This is a genomic window from Algoriphagus pacificus, assembly GCF_017254845.1.
Lineage (GTDB): Bacteria > Bacteroidota > Bacteroidia > Cytophagales > Cyclobacteriaceae > Algoriphagus > Algoriphagus pacificus.
In genome coordinates, this window is the sequence record NZ_JAFKCU010000002.1 from 1,043,956 (window position 1) to 1,063,737 (window position 19,782).

The 19,782-nt window shown below is 40.7% G+C and carries 18 protein-coding genes; 4 read left to right on the forward strand and 14 right to left on the reverse strand.

Annotated features, from left to right (window positions below; all coding sequences use genetic code 11):
- A partial coding sequence (locus J0A69_RS11245; protein ID WP_206586644.1) for an MBG domain-containing protein occupies window positions 1-1,813 on the forward strand: 1,813 nt, incomplete at its 5' end.
- A gap of 57 nt (window positions 1,814-1,870) precedes the next feature.
- On the opposite strand, the gene J0A69_RS11250 is transcribed toward J0A69_RS11245, so the two are convergent.
- Window positions 1,871-2,416 (reverse strand): GNAT family N-acetyltransferase, encoded by a 546-nt coding sequence (locus tag J0A69_RS11250; RefSeq protein WP_206586645.1) that lies wholly within the window; start codon window positions 2,414-2,416, stop codon window positions 1,871-1,873.
- A 109-nt stretch (window positions 2,417-2,525) separates the two neighbouring features.
- On the opposite strand from J0A69_RS11250, the gene J0A69_RS11255 reads away from it, so the two are divergent.
- On the forward strand, window positions 2,526-3,665 hold the full coding sequence (locus J0A69_RS11255; protein WP_206586646.1) for a pentapeptide repeat-containing protein: 1,140 nt from the start codon (window positions 2,526-2,528) through the stop codon (window positions 3,663-3,665).
- Between the two features lie 52 nt (window positions 3,666-3,717).
- On the opposite strand, the gene J0A69_RS11260 is transcribed toward J0A69_RS11255, so the two are convergent.
- The 13 genes from J0A69_RS11260 to J0A69_RS11320 form a co-directional block, all read right to left on the reverse strand.
- Window positions 3,718-4,686: a transketolase family protein gene (locus tag J0A69_RS11260; RefSeq protein ID WP_206586647.1), complete on the reverse strand. Its 969-nt coding sequence runs from the start codon at window positions 4,684-4,686 to the stop codon at window positions 3,718-3,720.
- Between the two features lie 35 nt (window positions 4,687-4,721).
- Complete coding sequence (locus J0A69_RS11265) at window positions 4,722-5,573, reverse strand: transketolase (RefSeq protein ID WP_206586648.1); 852 nt, start codon at window positions 5,571-5,573, stop codon at window positions 4,722-4,724.
- 9 nt (window positions 5,574-5,582) lie between these two features.
- Entirely contained in the window at window positions 5,583-6,032 is a 450-nt protein-coding gene (gene bcp, locus J0A69_RS11270) for a thioredoxin-dependent thiol peroxidase (RefSeq protein WP_206586649.1), read from the reverse strand.
- A gap of 30 nt (window positions 6,033-6,062) precedes the next feature.
- A complete protein-coding gene (locus J0A69_RS11275; RefSeq protein WP_206586650.1) occupies window positions 6,063-7,934 on the reverse strand; it encodes a M23 family metallopeptidase in 1,872 nt (623 codons plus the stop codon).
- Window positions 7,921-8,532: a fumarylacetoacetate hydrolase family protein gene (locus J0A69_RS11280; RefSeq protein ID WP_206586651.1), complete on the reverse strand. Its 612-nt coding sequence runs from the start codon at window positions 8,530-8,532 to the stop codon at window positions 7,921-7,923. Before J0A69_RS11280 ends, J0A69_RS11275 begins: the two co-directional genes overlap by 14 nt.
- An 8-nt stretch (window positions 8,533-8,540) precedes the next feature.
- A complete protein-coding gene (locus tag J0A69_RS11285; RefSeq protein WP_206586652.1) occupies window positions 8,541-9,218 on the reverse strand; it encodes a DUF4377 domain-containing protein in 678 nt (225 codons plus the stop codon).
- Window positions 9,215-9,928 carry an SGNH/GDSL hydrolase family protein gene (locus J0A69_RS11290; protein WP_206586653.1) on the reverse strand — a complete coding sequence of 238 codons (714 nt, stop codon included), beginning with the start codon at window positions 9,926-9,928 and terminating at the stop codon, window positions 9,215-9,217. The genes J0A69_RS11285 and J0A69_RS11290 overlap by 4 nt, the downstream gene beginning before the upstream one ends.
- Window positions 9,929-9,937: 9 nt before the next feature.
- Entirely contained in the window at window positions 9,938-10,981 is a 1,044-nt protein-coding gene (locus J0A69_RS11295) for a S66 peptidase family protein (protein WP_206586654.1), read from the reverse strand.
- 504 nt (window positions 10,982-11,485) lie between these two features.
- Window positions 11,486-12,082, reverse strand: coding sequence for a hypothetical protein (locus J0A69_RS11300; RefSeq protein ID WP_206586655.1), 597 nt, complete (start codon window positions 12,080-12,082; stop codon window positions 11,486-11,488).
- On the reverse strand, window positions 12,072-12,575 hold the full coding sequence (locus tag J0A69_RS11305; protein WP_206586656.1) for an RNA polymerase sigma factor: 504 nt from the start codon (window positions 12,573-12,575) through the stop codon (window positions 12,072-12,074). Before J0A69_RS11305 ends, J0A69_RS11300 begins: the two co-directional genes overlap by 11 nt.
- Window positions 12,572-13,429, reverse strand: coding sequence for an alpha/beta fold hydrolase (locus tag J0A69_RS11310; RefSeq protein WP_206586657.1), 858 nt, complete (start codon window positions 13,427-13,429; stop codon window positions 12,572-12,574). The genes J0A69_RS11305 and J0A69_RS11310 overlap by 4 nt, the downstream gene beginning before the upstream one ends.
- A gap of 94 nt (window positions 13,430-13,523) precedes the next feature.
- Window positions 13,524-14,792 (reverse strand): S41 family peptidase, encoded by a 1,269-nt coding sequence (locus tag J0A69_RS11315; protein ID WP_206586658.1) that lies wholly within the window; start codon window positions 14,790-14,792, stop codon window positions 13,524-13,526.
- A 191-nt stretch (window positions 14,793-14,983) separates the two neighbouring features.
- A complete protein-coding gene (locus J0A69_RS11320; protein WP_206586659.1) occupies window positions 14,984-15,340 on the reverse strand; it encodes a hypothetical protein in 357 nt (118 codons plus the stop codon).
- Between the two features lie 309 nt (window positions 15,341-15,649).
- Between J0A69_RS11320 and J0A69_RS11325 the strand changes: the two genes are divergently transcribed.
- Together J0A69_RS11325 and J0A69_RS11330 are read left to right on the forward strand one after the other, a co-directional pair.
- Entirely contained in the window at window positions 15,650-16,024 is a 375-nt protein-coding gene (locus J0A69_RS11325; protein ID WP_236032814.1) for a hypothetical protein, read from the forward strand.
- A gap of 533 nt (window positions 16,025-16,557) precedes the next feature.
- Entirely contained in the window at window positions 16,558-19,770 is a 3,213-nt protein-coding gene (locus J0A69_RS11330) for a type ISP restriction/modification enzyme (protein ID WP_206586661.1), read from the forward strand.
- Window positions 19,771-19,782: the final 12 nt, after the last annotated feature.

Here is a 19,782-nt window from a genome sequence, read left to right on the forward strand (position 1 = left end):
TGGAGGCTATCCGATCACCGTAACGCTGGGCTCAAATCCGAACTATAGCGTAACGCCAACCGCTGGTACACTGACCATTGATCCGAAGGAACTGACCATTACCGCAGACAATAAATCGAAATTTGTAGGCCAAACAAATCCTCCTTTCTCTGTCTACTACTCAGGTTTCGCAATTGGAGAAGATGAGAATGTTCTTACTGGTACACTAGAATTCTCTACAGATGCAGATGAAAATTCATGCGCTGGTACTTATGATATTACTCCATCTGGACTGACCTCTACCAATTATGAAATTAAATTCATGGATGGTACACTTACAGTAGAAGGTCTCACTATTGATGCTTCGGCATCCAGCGCGCCAGTTCAAGTAGGGTCAAATGCCATTCTAAGTGCTACTGTTTCTCCGGCTGTTTCAGGAGTCTTTGTAACCTTCTATTTGAATGGAAATCCAGTAGGTAGCTCAAGTACCGATGCTAATGGCCTAGTTAATTTAACTGTTTCATCTTCTGTACTAGGAAGTTTACCTGCTGTCTACAAAGTGGAAGCAATAGTAGGTTCTGGATGCGCTGAATCAGTAGCTTACTTACCTCTATATGATCCAAATGGAAGCTTTGTCACCGGTGGTGGTTGGATTATGTCACCTGCTGGTGCTTATGAAGCAGATGAAAATTTAACTGGCAAAGCCAACTTCGGATTTGTTTCCAAGTACAAAAAGGGGTCAAATCAGGTAGATGGAAATACTGAATTCCAATTCAAGGCTGGAGACTTAAACTTCAAGTCTACCTTCCATGAATCTGGTACTTTGGTGATTTCAGGTAAAAAAGCTACTTACAGAGGTGAAGGAACTATCAATGGACAACCTGGTTATAAATTCACCTTGGTTGCCTTGGATGGAGATTATAATGGTGGAACTGCTCCGGATGAATTTAGAATTAAAATTTGGGGTGATTCAGGTATTATCTACGATAATGGATTAGGAGCTGATGATAATGCTGACGTAGCAACTTTGCTTGGAGGAGGATCAATAGTAATCCATGAAGCTAAAGGCAAAGGCAATAAGCGCGTAGCTGCTGATTTGGTGGAAGTTCCTTGGAACACCTCTTCTGAAGAAATCGAGAAGAAAATCGTAAGTATGGCTTCAACTTGGTTTGAAGGAAAAGGCATTAAGTTGACTATCGACTCTGAAAGCTATGACCAATTGCGTCCCGGATTCTATGAATTCAAAGCTACGCTTGAAGAAAACGAATGGTATGCTTTGGATGAACCAATTTCAGTTAATGTTTTGGTTTTGGATAAACCACTTGCTACTGATATTCAATTGAGTAATACTCTCATCGCTAGAAATATTCAAGCAGGTGATGCAATAGGAGACCTAAGCACAATTGATCCGGTAGATGATCAACATACTTACTCCATTGCTGAGAATTCTAATTTTGAACTAATCGGTAAGACGCTAATCTGGAAAGGGGCTGAAATTCCAGCAAATACTAGAATTACTGTCTTCAGTACTGATAGAGCTGGACAAACGATCGAAAAAGCAATTGATCTAAGTCGTGAACCTCGATTCGGTGACTTCAGCATGTTCCCTAACCCAGCTACTTCTGAAGTAAACATCGAAGTAGAATTGGAACAAAGCATGAATGTAGGAGTCAGAATCTTTGATGCTGTAGGTAGAATTGTGTTTGAAGAGGAAGGGGTTCAAAATGGAATCTCCACTTACCAAATCAATATTGACCACCTAAGTCCAGGATTATATGTTGTTCAATTGAAAACTGGAAAAATTGTAATGAATAAGAGATTGATCAAAAAATAATTTTAAGATTGATTGATGAGTGTTTAAATCTTCCTCCTATATGGGAGGAAGATTTTTTTATACCCTTTTCTTCATGATCTGAATTCTTCTAACCTCTTCAAAAAGTCTTTCAAACTCCAAATGATAAGTCAAAACCCATTCAAAACCCATTTTCTCATAAAATCGCTTTGCCTGAGGTTTTGATACCATGGCTTCCAACCATATCCAATCTATCCCAGCTTTTATAGCGACTTCCTCTATATATTCCATCAATTCCTTGGCAACCCCATTTCCCTGCACAGAAGAATCCAGGTAGAGTCTATGTAGTTTCATCGCATTTGGAATTTCTACTTCTCGAGGAGAAAAGGGGAAATCATACTTTAGAATACCGACCGTTTCCTTCTCGTATTCAACAAAAAAATAATGGCTTCTCTCTCTGGAAAGCTCCTTTTTTAAGTTTTCTGGATTGTAACATAGATCCAAATACCAATCTCCACCATCGATCCAAAAATCTGAATAAGCATCCTTGTAGATTTTATTCATAAGAGTGAAAAGCTTAGAATGATCCCCTATTCTAATCGGGATTAATTGAATGGTTTTTAAAGAGATCTTATAATCTTTCATCGTTGGTGATTAGGAATAAATCCAATAGGCAGATAACTGAATAAAATTTGATTTTTTGAATTCTGAACCTCTGAGGTGATTCAATTCATAAATCCGAATTCGTAAATTAATGCTAAAACAGAAACTCAATTTTATGGCTAATCCTGATCATTTTAAAATTTTTCTTCAAGGGCCAAAAATCTGGAATAATTGGAGAGAAGAAAATCCGCAAATCCATCCGGATCTCGATGGAGAATTTATCTATCCACATTTCGCCAGAAAAGATAAAACCAAGCTTCTCACAAAAGGTGAGAGAACGGTTTCAGATTGGGATATCCCATTCAATTTTTCAAATACTTCTTTTCATAAAGCTTCCTTCGAGAATGCTGTTTTTCCAAAAGCAAATATGACAAATTGCTATTTGTATGAAGCAGATTTAAGTAGCGCAGGTTTTCCTGGCGCAGATTTTTCGGGAAGTATGATCAGAAAAGCATATTGTTCTGGTACAGACTTTTCCGATGCAAAATTCATAGACTGCGTATTAAACAATTCAACTTTTATAGGGACTGATTTCTCAGGAGCTAGGATTGAAGGTTGCAATGTTTATGGTGTGTCTGCTTGGGAAATCTGCATCAGTGATGATACCGTTCAGAAAGAACTTTTTCTTCATAGAGATAATTTTTCTAGAAAAGATCTGAATGGCAATAGCCATGTGGCTTTTGTTGATGACATCGCGCTAGCTCAATTTATCTATTTTATTCAGCAGGATGGAGGTTTTGGAAAATCCCTAAAGCAACTGAATCAAAGGTCTGTTTTGCTACTTGGTAAGTTTAGAGACGGTGGATTGGAATTGCTTCGAGATGTAGCGGATAAACTTCGGAAGAGGAACTTTATCCCGGTAATCTTTGATTTTAACCCTTCCGAAAACACAAACATCATAGAAAATGTGGTGACTATGGCGGGCTTAAGCAAGTTTGTAATCGCCAATTTAGAGGGAAGTTCGGTACCTGCCGAACTCGCAAAAATTACCTCCAATTTCAGGAATCCAGTAATTGCTTGGATTCATGATGATAAGCATGATTCCATTTATGCCATGTTCCAGGACGTAATTGCCCTAGAGCATGTGCAATATTTCACTTACACCAACCCCAATAATTTAGAAACTCAATTGGATAAAGCCCTTCAAAAGGCGGAAGCTTATATTGAGGAGCTTTCAAAGCATAAAACAGTTGCCAAGGGAAAAATGGACGAAGGAAGGGTTAAAGAATAAAAAAACCACAGCCAAATGACTGTGGTTTTCAAAGCAGCAATTGCTTTTAATCTTATTTTCTTGCCAAAGCTTTTTTAGCAGCTTTTACAATGTTTGCAGCATTCAAACCATACTTTTCCAATAATTGAGTAGGAGTACCAGACTCACCAAAACTATCATCCACACCTACATACTCCAATGGAGCAGGGTTGTTTCTGATTAAAGTCTGAGCGATACTATCTCCAAGACCTCCGTTGTATTGATGCTCTTCAGCAGAAACTGCGCAACCTGTTTTTGCTACAGATTCCAAAATCGCTTCTTCATCCAAAGGTTTGATTGTATGGATATTTATTACCTCAGCAGAGATTCCTTCTTCACGAAGCATTGCTTCAGCGATTACAGCTTCCCATACCAAATGTCCTGTTGCAAAGATGGTTACATCTTTTCCATCTATCATTTTCCAGGCTTTTCCGATTTCAAATTTTTGATCGGCAGGAGTGAAGATAGGCCAAACTGGACGTCCAAATCTCAAATAAACAGGACCTTCATGTTCTGCAATCGCCATCGTAGCAGCTTTGGTCTGGTTGTAATCACAAGGGTTGATCACAGTCATATGAGGAAGCATTTTCATCATGCCTAAGTCCTCCAAGATCTGGTGAGTAGCACCATCTTCTCCAAGAGTCAAACCTGCGTGAGATGCACAAATCTTTACGTTTTTGTCAGAATAAGCCACTGACTGACGGATCTGATCATAAACTCTACCGGTAGAGAAGTTGGCAAAAGTACCTGTGAAAGGAATTTTTCCGCTGATGCATAATCCAGCAGCGATACCGATCATGTTTGCTTCTGCAATTCCTGTTTGAAAGAATCTCTCAGGAAACTCTTTCTGAAAAGCACCCATTTTCAGGGAGCCAATTAAATCTGCACAAAGACCAACCACATTTGGGTTTTTGCGACCTGCTTCAAGCAAGCCATCACCAAAACCTGAACGGGTATCTTTTTTATCTGTATAGTTGAATTTTAAATCCAATGTCTTTTCCATGTTTTCTTTGAATTGAGGGTCAATAATAGCGTTGGTTAATAATCTCCCAATGTTTCTGGAAGTTGTGCCAAAGCATCTGCCAATTGTTGGTCATTTGGTGCGATACCATGCCACTTATGGGTTCCTACCATAAAGTCAACGCCATATCCCATTTCAGTATGAAGCAAGTTCAAAATCGGCTTTCCTTGGCCTGTTAGATTTTTTGCTTTTTCCAATCCGATCAATACAGATTCCATGTTGTTTCCCTGAAGGGTGTCAATAACTTCCCATCCGAAAGACTCATATTTTGCTCTCAAATCGATCAAATCCATGATCTCTTTGGTAGGTCCATCGATCTGCTGTCTGTTTAAGTCGATTGTAGCGATTAGGTTGTCCACTTTCCAGTGAGCTGCATACATCGCAGCTTCCCAGATTTGACCTTCTTCCTGTTCTCCATCACCCATCATTACATAGACAAGACGATCATCACCATCTATTTTCTTAGCCTGAGCTGCACCGATTGCCACAGATAGCCCTTGACCCAAAGATCCCGAAGCGATTCGGATTCCCGGTAGGTTTTCTTCAGTAGCTGGGTGGCCTTGAAGCCTGGAATTTAATTTTCTAAAAGTGCTCATTTCGGCAATCGGGAAATATCCGGATCTCGCCAAGACACTATACCATACAGGTGAAATATGACCATTGGAAAGGAAGAATAAATCTTCGTTTTTTCCTTTCATATTGAAGTTTTTGTCATGCTTCATCTGGTCAAAGTAAAGGGCTGTAAAAAACTCAGTACAGCCTAATGATGCTCCAGGGTGGCCTGATTGTACTTGATGTACCATTCGTAAGATGTCTCTTCTCACCTGAGAAGCTACTTCCTGAAGCTGTTCGGTTGATTTTTTTTCCATTACGGAGGTTTATTTTAAGATTTGAGCTGTGTGATCTTTGGTGTTTACTTTTTCGATGATTTCGGCGATTTTTCCTTCCTCATCGATGACAAAAGTAGTTCGGGCTGTGCCCATATATTTCCTGCCATACATTGATTTTTCTACCCAAGTGCCATAGGCTTCATGCACTTTTTTATCCGGGTCAGCGATTAATGAAAACGGCAGGGATTGTTTTTCAATAAATTTCTGATGGGATTTTTCAGCATCTGAACTGATTCCCAATACTACATATCCAGCTTTCTGAAGGGCCTCGTAATTATCTCTTAAATTACAGGCTTGAGCTGTACAGCCAGGAGTATTGTCTTTTGGATAAAAGTATAGAACCACTTTTTTGCCTCGGTAATCCGAAAGTTTGATGGTTTCTCCTGTCTCAATTTTTGCTTCGAAATCTGGGGCCATTTGGCCAACTTCTAAATTCATGTTCTTTTCTTTTGGAATGAAACAATTTGTTTACAAAGTACCTTTCCATTCAGCGACGTTGCCAGCTTGGTCTTTTACTTTGAGGATCACTGGACCCTTCAGGGGTTCTCCGTTTAAGGTTTCGGACCAAATTACCGCCTGTTTGTATTCATAGCGCATCAAAAGCCATTTGCCGTTGACATTTGCTTCGAAACTATCGATGCCTGAAGAGTTATCCCTAATGGTAAACCTCAATCCTGAAGAATTGATTCGAATCGGAGTAATTGTTGGTTTGACATCGTCGGTGGCTAGAACAAAAGTACCAAAAATTCTGGTTTTAAAACGGATAGATTCACCTTCCCAAGTTCCCCCGACATAGGACTTTCTTCCATTCGATGCTTCTTGGTACACAAAAACCTTCTCTTTGTCCCCTTTGTAGTCAGGTAGATGCCAGGTGATCTCCATTTCATTCCATAAATAATCCGATGGATCATTGATCACCATCCTTGGAGCTGAAGCTGTACCTTTCTGCTCAATTCTGAGAAATAGATCTTCTAAAAGAGTTCGGTCAGTAAATTTGATTTTCACATGATTATCTGCGAAAAGCTGGTCAGTATCTGCCGGTATTCTTGCATCAACACCTACTAAAACCACTTCGGAACAAACATCGATTTCTTCTGGAATCCCAAAATTCATATCCCATAAATAGGTTCTGCTTTGGGAATTTTGGTAGGCTGGAAGCATCTCAAAGGTATGTGCTCCCACATAGAATTTAGCAAGGCCTCCGTTGGGTGAAATTGGTGCTTTTACTTTTAAGATATTCCCTTCATAGCTCACTGAGGCTCTTGACGGAGCGGCTCCATCATTTACATTATGTTCTAGATCCTGACCCTGAAGCGGAATTGAGATTTTTCGGGAATTGCCGTAAGCGTCTTTTAAAGCTAATTGATATGTTTTCTTGACGCCAGGCTCTAATTCCAAATGCCCTGTGTTTTCAGAATTTGGCTCGAAATAATCAAACTTTAAATCCTCCTGGACATAAAGTTTTGTAAACCTGTTTCTGTATGTATGCAATAAAAATTGTCTGGTAAAATTGAAGTCAACCTTGTCAACGACCATTCTATAGACCAAACCCGTTTCGTCGGATACTTCAAAAGTAGGATATCCATTTCGGTTGCTAGCTCCATCCAATTGGTCAAAACTTTGGATTTCCAGTCCAACTTGCCCTGTGATCTGGACAGTAGAAGGAAGGGTGTAAGATCCACCAGAATAAACAGGAGTCACTTCCAAGCGCTCAAATTTTCCATTCACTCTGGAATCAATGTCTAGCGGGACAATCGCAATTTTCTGAGGAGTAGGAGGAGTCTTGTCTACAATCTCAGAAAAACCCCAGAGTAATGGGTCCATTGCTCGTTCTAAACTGTCTCTGATTTCGAAATGCAAATGTGGGCCTCCAGAACCTCCGGTATTGCCACTGTCTGCAATTCGCTCTCCTTTTTTAACCGGTAATTCTCCTGGCTCTGGATAGACTTCTAATTCGTTTGCCTGGGCTTCATACATTTTATTGCGTATGAATTTGGTCAATTTATCATTGAAGTTTCTCAGGTGACCATAAAGCGTGATAGTGCCATTGGGATGCTTAAGGTAAATCACATTTCCGTATCCAAAAGACGAAACTTTAATACGGTAAACCCATCCGTCAGCAGCAGCAAGGATAGGTTCTCCTTCTTGGCCTCCTGTTTTAAAATCCAGACCAGTATGAAAGTGATTAGGCCGCAACTCGGCAAAATTCCCAGCCAAATAATTCCTGACTCCGGGCTTGATTGGATTAATGAAATAGCCTTTTTCAACTTCCTGGGCTATCCCGGAAACAGAAAAGAGTATTAAGAAAATGAGGAAAAGTGTTGATTTATTTAACTTCAAAATCAAGTAGTTTTTTTGTTCCGATGAATCCTTCCAATCTATCGCCAGGTTTAACTGGGCCAACTCCGGCCGGCGTTCCTGTATAGATCAAATCACCTTTTTTCAACATAAAAAACTTAGTAACATATTCGATTATTGTCCCGAAATCAAATAATAGCAAGCTGGTGTTTCCTTGTTGTTTTATTTCTCCATTGACTTTTAGATGAAAGTCAATATTGTTTAGTTCTGGGAGTTCGGTTACTGGGATAAAATCGCCAATAGGAGCGGAGCCATTAAAGGCTTTGGCGATTTCCCATGGAAGACCTTTTGCTTTGCATTGATCCTGTAAGTCTCTTGCCGTGAAATCAATTCCAAAACCGATTTCATCAAAGTAACGATGGGCAAATTTCTTTTCAACGTACTTTGCTTCCTTGTTGATTTTCAAAACCAACTCACCTTCATGATGGATATTCTGCGAAAACTCAGGATAGTAAAATGGTGCCCCTTTTTTTAAAATAGCCGTTTCCGGTTTTAAAAATACGACAGGGTTAGTAGGCTTTTCGTTTTTGAGTTCCTCGATATGAGCCACATAATTGCGGCCAATGCAAATAATTTTCATGCGGAATTTTAATCTACAGCTTGTAAGAGCATTAATTCAGCTCCTTTTTCATCTAACAAAGTAAGTTGATTCTCTGCAATTTGGTAAGATTTTGTAGCAGTAATTGCCTGAAGAATTGCATTTTCTACTGTCATGTCTGCACAAGCCATTTCAGTAACTGCACCCGGACCAAAAGTCAAAATCGCAGCATCGAGATCTAGGATAGTTCCACTGATGGAATTGCAGCCCAATGAACCTGAATAGCTTCTTTCACTAGCTTTGATTTCGAATAGCAGAGGATCTTTAGAATTGGGGTTTGTAGGATTTTCTATTTCGCCAACTTGGATTACCTTCCAGATATTTGTGATGCGCAAACTTGGATCCACTTCCTTCGAAATGACTTTTACCAACTCATATTTTTTGGAAGAGGCATCAGCAGGAATGGGTTCGGCTTTGTCAGAAACTTTCACCAAGACCTGATAAATGTATCCTGCTTCATATTCAAATCCCTGAATTTGATCGTAGAAAAACTGCCAACCTCCAGGCTCCAAAGTTTCTCCCTTTTGGATTTGGAGGCAACTCATAGGTCCTACACCCACGCAATCTTTTTTGGCAGAATTGATCCACCAAGATTCTATTTGATCATCTTCTTTTTCGCAGCCCAAAATGCTAAGCAATAGTCCTATAATTACCAGATAGATTTTCATTTGAATTCTTTTTTAGAGACGATTTCAATTAAGGCTTCTGCCCATTTTTTATAAACCAATCCACTGGGATGCAATTGGTCGTCAACTACCATTTCATCCTGCCCGCCAATCATTCGATATTCAGTAGTAATGTCAATGAAAACCACGCCGAATCTATCGCATATTTCTTTTTTCACTGAATTGAAGGCAGTGATTTCTTGGGCCACTTTTTCACTGTCTTTTCCATTGGCAGGAGCAAAAGGAGTCACTCCCCAATCTGGAATAGAAACGACAACCACATGATCAGGTAGATTTCCTGCAAATCCAATGGCTTGGAGAAGCATTTTCTCAAAATCGATTTCGTACTGGTCGACAGAACCACCTCGGTATTGATCATTGACACCAATCAACAGAGTCACCAAATCATAAGGCTGTCCTTCTAATGTTGACTTGCTGATTCCTTCATCCAATTCATCAACAGTCCATCCTGTTTTGGCGATGATTTTTGGGGCAGCCCAAGTGTATTCAGTTGAGCTGTTGAGAAGTGAAACCAATTGATTTGGGTAGCGGTCTTCTTCTGGGACACCTTCTCCGATGGTATAGCTGTCACCCAGTGCCAGATAAGTTAGCGTTTCGTTTTCTTCCATAGTATTGTTGCTACCAGGTTCGTTTTTTGAACCTTGGCAGGCCAAAAGTGTCAATATTGTACAGGTGATCAGAAGTGTTTTCATCAGGGTAAATTAGGATTCAAAAACTGATTCCATCATGGTAAAGGTACCTGCATCGGCATCCATTTTTACTTTGGCACCAACCGGCACGATGAACTGCCTGGAAATATGCCCGATCATAGCACCGGTATAAGCAGGGATTTTCAAAGGAAGGATGTAATCATCCATCACTTGATCCACTGTTAACGAACCATAACCACCTCCGGGTTCACATTCGCTGCATTGTCCAAAAATAAATCCCTTGATCTGATCCAAAGTGCCGTTCAATTTCAAAGTACTCATCATCCGATCGATGCGGTATGGATCTTCTCCCACGTCCTCAATAAATAGAATGGCATTTTTGAAATCAGGGTAATAAGGAGTACCTGAGATTGCGGTCAAAACAGTCAGGTTTCCACCAAGAATAACCCCTTCCGCGGTTCCTGAATGAAGTGTCTGAATCCTATTTGATTTCGCAACCAAGTCTCCATTTTTGGTAATGTCATTTTCGAATCGAATCAATTCCTTTGCAAAAAACATTTTTTCAAACTGCTCTACATTGAAGGGATTCCAGCTTCCTGAGCCATTTGGACCATGGAAAGTTATCAGGCCTGTCTGAGCATGGATGGCAGAATGCAATGCGGTGATGTCTGAATATCCCAGCAAGGGCTTTGGATTTTTTGAAATCAACTTATAATCAATCAAAGGCAAAATTCTGGCTGCACCAGATCCGCCTCGGATGCAGATTATTGCTTTGATATCTGAGTCTGCAAACATGCCGTTGAGATCAGAGGCTCTATCTTCATCAGTTCCTGCCAAATGACCTCTTCTGTTTTTCGCATTTTCTCCCATTTTCACCTGAAAACCCAAAGCTTCCAAAGCTTCCTGAGCAAAGGTAAATTGCATGCGATCTGCAGAGGCAGCAGAGGGGCTGATCAATCCTACGGTATCACCTTTTTTGATGCCGAGAGGCTTTAATGTTTTGGCAAATTCTTCCTTGGTGGGAAAGGTAAAAGATAGGGCGGCAGCTGAACCGGCCATTAAGCCTAAAGATTTTAAGAAATCGCGTTTTTGCATTCGATTGGTTTGTTTCCGAAATGTGAAAATAAGGTTTTCACCGCAAAGGACACAAAGGTTTTCTTGGATAACCGCAGAGACGCAAAGATTCAGTAATCAGTCAACAGTCGCAGTAACCAGTAACCAGTCAACAGTCGCAGTAGTCAAGTCGTATGCCAATAGCGCCATTGCGGGGGAGGAATGACCGGAGCAATCCCGATGTAAAAAACTTAAACCGTGGTCTGTGCCTTTCCGTCCGCAGGCGGGTCACACAGACATCAAGGTTTATATTTGACCTCAAAGCAAACAAAGTATCCCGCAGAGGCGCAAAGGGGCAGAATATTTAGTTTGCAGTCGCAGTATTCAGTCACAGTAGTGGTAACCTATGAGGTTTTTAGATTAACGCAGTGTTCGCAAAGTATACCGCTAAGGACGCTAAGGGTGCTTTTAAGAGTTCAGAGTTTACAGTTTGCTTCCGTCTCCCGTCTCCTGTCTTCCATCTTCCAACTTCCAACTTCAATCCTTTCACTTCGACTGTGCAATGCCTTCTTCTAGCATCCCTTCCATCTTTTCGATCAAGGGCTTTAGTTCACGATCGTACTTTTTGATTTTTCTGCGGATCTGCCAATGCATAAACACTGCGATTACTCCCGTAAGCGCCAAATGAATTCCGATTCTGGCCATTGCAGACAAAGGCTCCAACAAGATGAAATAGGAAATATTCAATGCTAGCAACAATAAAAAAGTGTAGCCATACATGTATTTGCTGGTAATGGTATATCGGGACTTCAGCTTAGCGATCTGAGCTTTTAAGTAAGCTGTGTTACTAAATCGCTCAGTACCATTATCCTTACTTAATTTAGCTTTTACGGTTAGTGCAAGTACTCCGATCATCGCGAAGGCAATCAGATATAAACTGATGGCGATTCCTTGACTTTCTCTCCATGGCATGGACCAAAAGAGGAATCCAATGGTCAGAGGTGTGATAATCGCCATAAAGGTCAACTCTCTTCTTTGCTTGGCTTCAGTTTTTTTCAGTCCAGAAATCAGGGAGGAGAGGTCAAACTCCACAGGCTGTTGTGCTTGCCAAAGCTTTTGTATGTCTTCAAAATTATTTTCCATGGGGGTTGAGAATTTGAGTGAGCGAGGTTTTGATGCGGTTTACTTTCACAGCCACATAGTTTTCGGTGATGCCTGTTACCTCGGCGATGGTTTTGTATGGCGTATTTTCCAAAAGGAGGGTAGCGATTACCCGGTCGGTTTCCGGCAGGGAATTGATGGCTTCGTATAGTCTTTGAATCTGGATTTCCTGTTCCTGACTTCTATTTTCAGGCTCGGCCAGCTCCATTCCCTGCGGAAAATCCACCTGTTCCTGTTTTCGCTTTTCCTTGGCAGAAAAAGTAATTGCCGTGTTATAGGCAATTCGATAGATCCAGGTACTGATGTCACTCTCACTTCGAAAACTATCCAGATGCCTCCAGATTTTGATCAAAATCTCCTGGAACAAGTCGTAAGCCAGGTCTCGATCTTTCACGAAACCCAGGCAAAGACGGAAGATCTTATCCTTATGGAGTTGGTAGAGGTTCTCAAATTCGAGTTCCTTGTTTTGCTTCATTGGATAAAACTTTTCACCTGTTCCATAAACCAATCCGGATTGTCCCACATGATGAAATGATGTGCCGTAGGAGCCATTTCAATCTGAACATTAGCTGCTTTTTGGTATTGATTTTGGAAATTACTTTTCACTGAAGCTTCAGTCAGCCCATAATCCTTACCCGAATACCAAGCACCCAAAACCAATAAGGGAGTTTTGAGGTTGCTGAGATTCTCCCGATAATCTGTCACCATCAATTCGTACATGGCCTGCGAAAAAGTCTCCCGATCACTGGCCAAAGACCAATCCACAATCGTAGCTATTTTGTCCTGAGTCGCTGTCATCATGCCCATTCCAGCTTGCTGTTGGGTTTTAAAATCTGCATCTGAAATTGATTCAATCATTTGTTTCATCTGTGCGGCCATAGGTTTCATGCCTTCGACAGTAGCTGCAGGATTCATCGCTGCCGAATAAAAAGGATACGAATCCACAATGATAGCTTTTTCTACCTTTTCGGGGAAGTCATTGGCCAGCTGCAAGGAAAGGAAACCTCCAAGACTATGGCCAATCAGAATCGCCGGTTGCCCGAGCTGGTTAAGGTATGCGCCTATTTCCTTTTCAACATCGGGAAGAAATCCCTTTTCCAAATCTATCGGAGCCTGTCCTGCAAAACCCGGTAAGGTCAGCACATGGCATTCGAAGTTTTGGGAGAGTTGGCTTACTGTTTCATTCCAAACATCTCCGGAAGAAGCAAGTCCCGGAATCAAAATGATAGGCTGGCCAGCTCCGGTAACTTTCACCGAAAAGGAAGTCTGTGAAAAAGAATAGGTGACAAGTCCAAAAATTAGGAGGTAAAGGATCAAGTATTTTTTCATGGTTCTGTTGTTTTTTCTCTTTAGACCATGAGTGATCCGAATCCTTACAGTTTCACGAATATTTTTTTGAAATAATTTTGGGGGAGGCTATTTCTTACTTTTCAATTTGCTCTAATACTTGCTGGATCCAATCCCTGTCAAATGCCAGGCTCACCTGAGGACTGATCCCGACTGATTCATAAGGCAGGTAATTGCCGGAATCCTTCATATCGGTGATATACAATTGGAATTTACCGGAGGGCAAAGTCTCTGTTTTGCCATAGTTATTACCATAGGTCAGTATGCCCGCTGTTCGGATGCCTGCACTGGTGACATGATCCCGCTTGAGGAGTTCGATGGTGAATTGCTCCGCATTGCTGGCGGTTCTTTGGTTGAGGAGCACCCAGATATTTCCCTTCTCTGCATATTCACGGAGTAGTTGGTAGAAGATTCTCGATGCTTTAAATCCTCCACCACCGTTATTTCGCAAGTCCACAATCAGGTTTTCGCTAAGCAAAGAATCTTTAATCTGCTCGTGAAATTGCTGGGAGATTTCTAGTTGATCGTTGGATGTAGCAAAGGTGCCTAAGCGCAGGTAATCGGTTTTTGGAGTCAGATGTTTGAATTGAAACTTCTCCTCTTCGGTAGGGATCTGCGAAAAATCAGGTTCCCCGGGAGTCTTACTATAATTGATCCGGGCAAAGGTTCCATTGACAAGCTGCTCGCCTCTATAGAGCCCTAGGTTCTTTTGCACAATATTGTAATTCCAGATATTCAAGTTGCCGTCAGGGAGCTTTCTTGCCAAAAAGGCGATCTGTCCCGGTGCCCAAGTGCCAAGTTTGGACTCAAATACCACGGCTATAAACTGACTGGGAATGGTCTGGAATAGCCCAACTTTCAGGTAATCCCCATACCAATAAATGCCTTCCGGATCTTCTTTGGATAGTTTGGAAAGGGCCGTTTCCAGAGAATCCATATTGGTGGTGACATTGGAAAAATTCAGAAACTCATCTTTTTGTCGGTAGGCTTGGACAAAAGCAGAGTCCTTTAGGTTTTCACTGCTGATAGGAGTCTTGGGAACCTGCGAAAGATAAAGATGATTGTCCCGAAGGGGTGTAACCAGCCCGCTGATAGCCAAAAAGCACTGGCTGTCATTTTGAGCATTAAGGGCATTTTCCTGTAGGGTTTGGTAAGCTTTTTCGTATTCGGTTTTAAAATCACCTTTTACCTGATCCTTGTAGGAAGGCGTCTCTTGGAGATGCGCATAGAGGGCTTTGAGGTCAAGAAGGCAGCTGCTGTTTTCTTGTGCCTGTGCCAAATTGGGAGAGAGGAAGAATCCTAAAAGCCCCAAAAATATTCCGAAAAATCTATTGCTTGGTTTCATTACCTTAATCTACACGATTTCGGGGTAATTGGGAGGGGTTTGCAATTAAAAAATCGTGGTCTGTTTCTCACAGACCACGGTGATAAAATGTGACGATTCCCTTAGCCCACGCCCTCAACAATTGTCGGGGTAAACCGTGGGCTATAAATTGAATAAAGGAAGAGGAGCCATTTCAATGGTTTCACATCCTATCAAGAATTACAATTTGAATTTTTTGATTTCCAGATTACCTGTTGGTCTTCCAGTTCCAGATATATGCCATCTCCTTCCACAATTTCCCCCTGACAGTCATAAAAAAAATATGCAACGGAAAGGCAAAATGCGCAGCAAGTGTGTTCATAAAATACCGTCTGACCTTGATATGTTGCCATAATCACAGAGGTTGCATCTGAATAGTCTCCAGCTTTAATTTCGGCAATCTTCTCCTTAAGCCAAGGTAAATTCTCAACGGGGTCTGCTACTCCGCAGGCCATAATTGGATCTTCGGTTTCCTTACATGAAAACAAAGCCAAAACCAAAAGAAAGAGAGGGAATAAGGTCTTTTTCATAAAAGTAAGTTTGTAATTGATTGTTTTTGATAATAGTACGAGGAATTTAGTGGAAGCGCAACTGAGGTCGGGGAAAAAAAATTAAAAACTTAGGATCAATTAAGTTCAAGAGAGGATTTTTCTCAAACCAAAAATTTAAATTGAACTATTGTTTTATTATTTTCTTCAGATTAAATTACCTAAGTAATTATTTTTCAACACTTTTAACTGATTTTTAAGATGGAAAACAAAGTATCCATTGAGATCCCACCAGCGGATCTACAGGCGATCAAAGACGCCATTGCTGTTTTAGTGACCAAATTGGGTCCCTTGCTCATTGCTCTCACCGAAGAGGAGCGTAAGTCGCTCTACAAGATGGGTGAGGCCTCCCGACCTTTTGCAGAAAAGGTACTGGAGTATGTAGTTTCCAATCCGGAATTTCTCCCACCGTTTACCGATGTGCCAGAGATGCAAAAAGACTGGAAAGCTATTACCGAATTATTGCCGATTTACAATGCTTTGGCGCAACTCTGCAGCAATCTGGATGATACGCTGATGGAGGCGGGCTCTGAGGTAATGGTGCCGGCAAGTTCTTATTACAAGTCAGTTCAGATGGCAACCAAACTGGCAGTACCGAGCGCCAAACCTATTTATGAGGATTTGAGAGTTCGGTTTGAGCGAAAGCCTAAACGGCCAGCAGCTTAAAAGTACCCCTGGCAATACCTGATTTTTTATCTTAACGCGAAGTGAAAACCGGTTCCTAGGAGCCGGTTTTTTTTTGATTCATTCTCTAATAATGAAAATTCATACTAAAAGAGTGAACGTTCATTGTTCAAGAGTAAAATTTCATACTAAAAGAATGAACGTTCAGTGTCAAAGAATGAAAATTCATACTAAAAGAGTGAACGTTCATAGTTCAAGAGTAAAAATTCATACAAAAAGAGTGAATGTTCAGTATCCAAGAGTGAAACTCCATACTTAAAGAGTGAATGTTCATTGTTCAAGAGTGAAACTTCATACAAAAAGAATGAATGTTCAGTGTTCAAGAATGAAAATTCATACTAAAAGAATGAACGTTCAGTATCAAAGAATAAATGCTCTTTAATTTTTTTGGTAGGGGAATGAATCAGCTAGGATAGGGGTAGGGCAATATTTATGCTTTTGGAATGAAAAAATCTGCTTTTAGTTATCGGGGTAAATGATATCTTTAGGAATCAATTTTTATCAACCCATTTTTCATGACTGTTTCCGAATACCTTCAAAGTATCAATACCCGATTTAAACTTGGTCACGCTACCGAACATACTTTTAGAGGCGATCTTCAGCAACTCATAGAGTCCATCGTTCCGAATATTTCTGCAACCAACGAACCCAAACGGCAGGCATGTGGAGCACCGGATTACATTCTGACCAACAAAAAGGAAATCCCTGTCGGCTTTATCGAAGCCAAAGATATTGGTGACTCAGATCTGACAGGATCAAAAAAGAACGGAAACAAAGAACAGTTTGACCGATACAAGGAATCGCTGGACAACCTGATCTTTACCGATTACCTTGACTTTTACTATTACAAAAGCGGAGAACTCGTTACTTCCATTCGGATCGGGGTTGTAGATCAAGGCAAGATTCTTCCACTCCCTCATAACTTCCCAGCTTTCGAACTCCTAATCAAGGACTTCACCACCCACATCGGGCAAAGCATCAAAAGTCCCAAGAAACTCGCGGAGATGATGGCGGGCAAAGCGCGAATGTTGGCCAATGTCATCGAAAACTCCCTCAATTCCGATGAGGAAAACCAGGAAAACTCTACGCTGAAGGAACAGATGAATGCCTTTAAGGATATCCTGATCCATGATATTACCCCAAAGGAATTTTCGGATGTCTATGCCCAGACGATTGCTTATGGCATGTTTGCGGCGAGATTGTATGATGAAAGTCTAGATACTTTTTCCAGACAGGAAGCAGCTGAATTAATTCCCAAATCCAATCCTTTCCTACGAAAGCTCTTTCAATACATCGCTGGCTATGATCTGGACGATCGAATCGTGTGGATCGTGGATACACTAGCGGATATCTTCCGGGCTACCGATGTGAGTGCGATCTTGAAAAACTTCGGCAAGGCCACCAAGATGGAGGACCCGATTATCCACTTTTACGAGGACTTCCTGAGCAGCTATGATCCCAAGCTGCGCAAAGCCCGTGGCGTCTGGTACACGCCGCATCCCGTGGTAAACTTTATTATCCGTGCTGTGGATGATATTCTGATCGATGAATTCGACCTCCCGATGGGGCTGGCGGATACTTCCAAAACCACCATCAAAGTACCCATTGCCACCCATGACAAACGCTTCTCAGGAGGAATGCGGGAAATCGATCAGGAAGTACATCGTGTGCAGTTCCTTGATCCTGCCACGGGCACAGGGACTTTTGTGGCGGAAGCAATCAACCAGATCTATTCTAAATTAAAAGGACAGCAAGGAATCTGGAACTCTTATGTGGAAAATCACCTGCTGCCCCGCATCAATGGCTTCGAATTGCTGATGGCCTCATATGCTATGGCGCATCTAAAGCTGGATCTACTGCTAAAGCAAACAGGCTATACGGGTACCAAAGCTCAAAGATTCCGTATCTACCTGACCAATAGCCTAGAGGAATATCATAAAGACACGGGAACCCTCTTCGCCAACTGGCTTTCTGCTGAGGCCAATGAAGCAAATCAAATTAAGCGGGATGCTCCTGTAATGATCGTGGCAGGAAATCCACCTTATTCTGTGAGTAGCACGAATAAAGGAGAGTGGATTCAAAATCTGATTGCGGATTATAAAAAGAACCTGAATGAAAGAAAGATAAACCTAGATGATGATTACATCAAGTTTATTCGATACGGACAGCATTTTATTGATAAAAATGGTTCAGGAATTTTAGCATTTATTACTAATAATAGTTTTATCGATGGTATTACTCATCGTGAAATGAGGCATAGCTTGATAAAATCTTTTAATAAAATCTACATTTTAGATTTACATGGTAATGCTAGTAAAAAAGAAAAAGATCCAAATGGTGGTTCCGATGAAAATGTTTTTGACATTCAGCAAGGAGTTTCTATTAATATATTTATAAAAACAGGTTCAAATAAAACAGAGATTTTTCATCAAGATCTATATGGAAAAAGGCAAGTAAAATACGAATTTTTATCTAATTCAAGTTTAGATTCTATTAAATGGTCAGATGTTATTATTGAGAAGCCAAATTTCTTTTTTACTTCTAAAGATATTAATTCTAATAAAGAATTCTTAAAATATTTATCTCTTAATGTCTTATTTAAACTTGGGAATTCTGGTATTCAAACAAAGTGTGATAATATATCTATTGATGAAGATGTGAATATATTAAGAGAAAGGGTTGAAATTTTTAGAAATGAGGATATTGAAAGATTAAAATTAATATTCACTAAAGGAGAAAGTAGTGGATGGAATTATAAAAGTGCAAAGAATGATATTTTATCAAATAATGAAATAGAAATAGTAAGATATAACTATAGACCATTAGATTTTAGAAATATTGTTTATACAGGAACATCATCTGGATTTTTAGGAAGATCAAGGAGCATTGTTATGAAACATTTCATAAATAAAGAGAATCTAGGTTTATGCTTAATGAGACAATTTTTTCAGGATGCTCCATATAGTCATATTTATATAACAAATTCATTAATTGATGAAAGAACAATGTATAGCAATAGAGGAGGGACATACTTATTTCCACTTTATCTCTACCCAGATTCCGATTCTCAGCTATCTATAGATTCTCAGCCTACCCGAACGCCGAATTTGGATATGAAAATTCTGGCAGAGATTGCAAATGGTTTAGGTTTGAGTTTTGAATCAGAGAAGACCGATGCTAAAGGGAGTTTTGCACCGATAGATCTACTGGATTATATCTATGCAGTGTTGCATTCTCCGAGCTATAGAGAGACGTACAAAGAGTTTTTGAAGATTGACTTCCCGAGAGTGCCTTATCCTACCGATGCGGATGAGTTCTGGAGATTGGTTGCCCTAGGCGGGGAACTTCGATCCCTGCACTTGATGGAAAGCCCAAGCCTCAGCGAATACATTACTGAATATCCAGTTGGAGGAGAAAATGAGGTGGATAGGCCAAAGTTTGAACCGTCATCGCGAGCAGAGCGAAGCGATCCCGATAATGAGACTGCTTCGGCAAAAAGCCTCGCAGTGACGGGCCGAGTCTATATCAACTCAGATCAATACTTTGACAAAGTACCCGAACTCGCATGGAACTTCTATATCGGCGGCTACCAACCCGCCCAAAAATGGCTCAAAGACCGCAAAGGCCGAACACTGGATTTCCAAGACATTCTGCATTACCAAAAAATCATCAAGGCACTTGTGGAGACTGATAGGGTGATGAAGGAGATAGATGGGGGTGGTAAATAAAAGGTGGTGTCG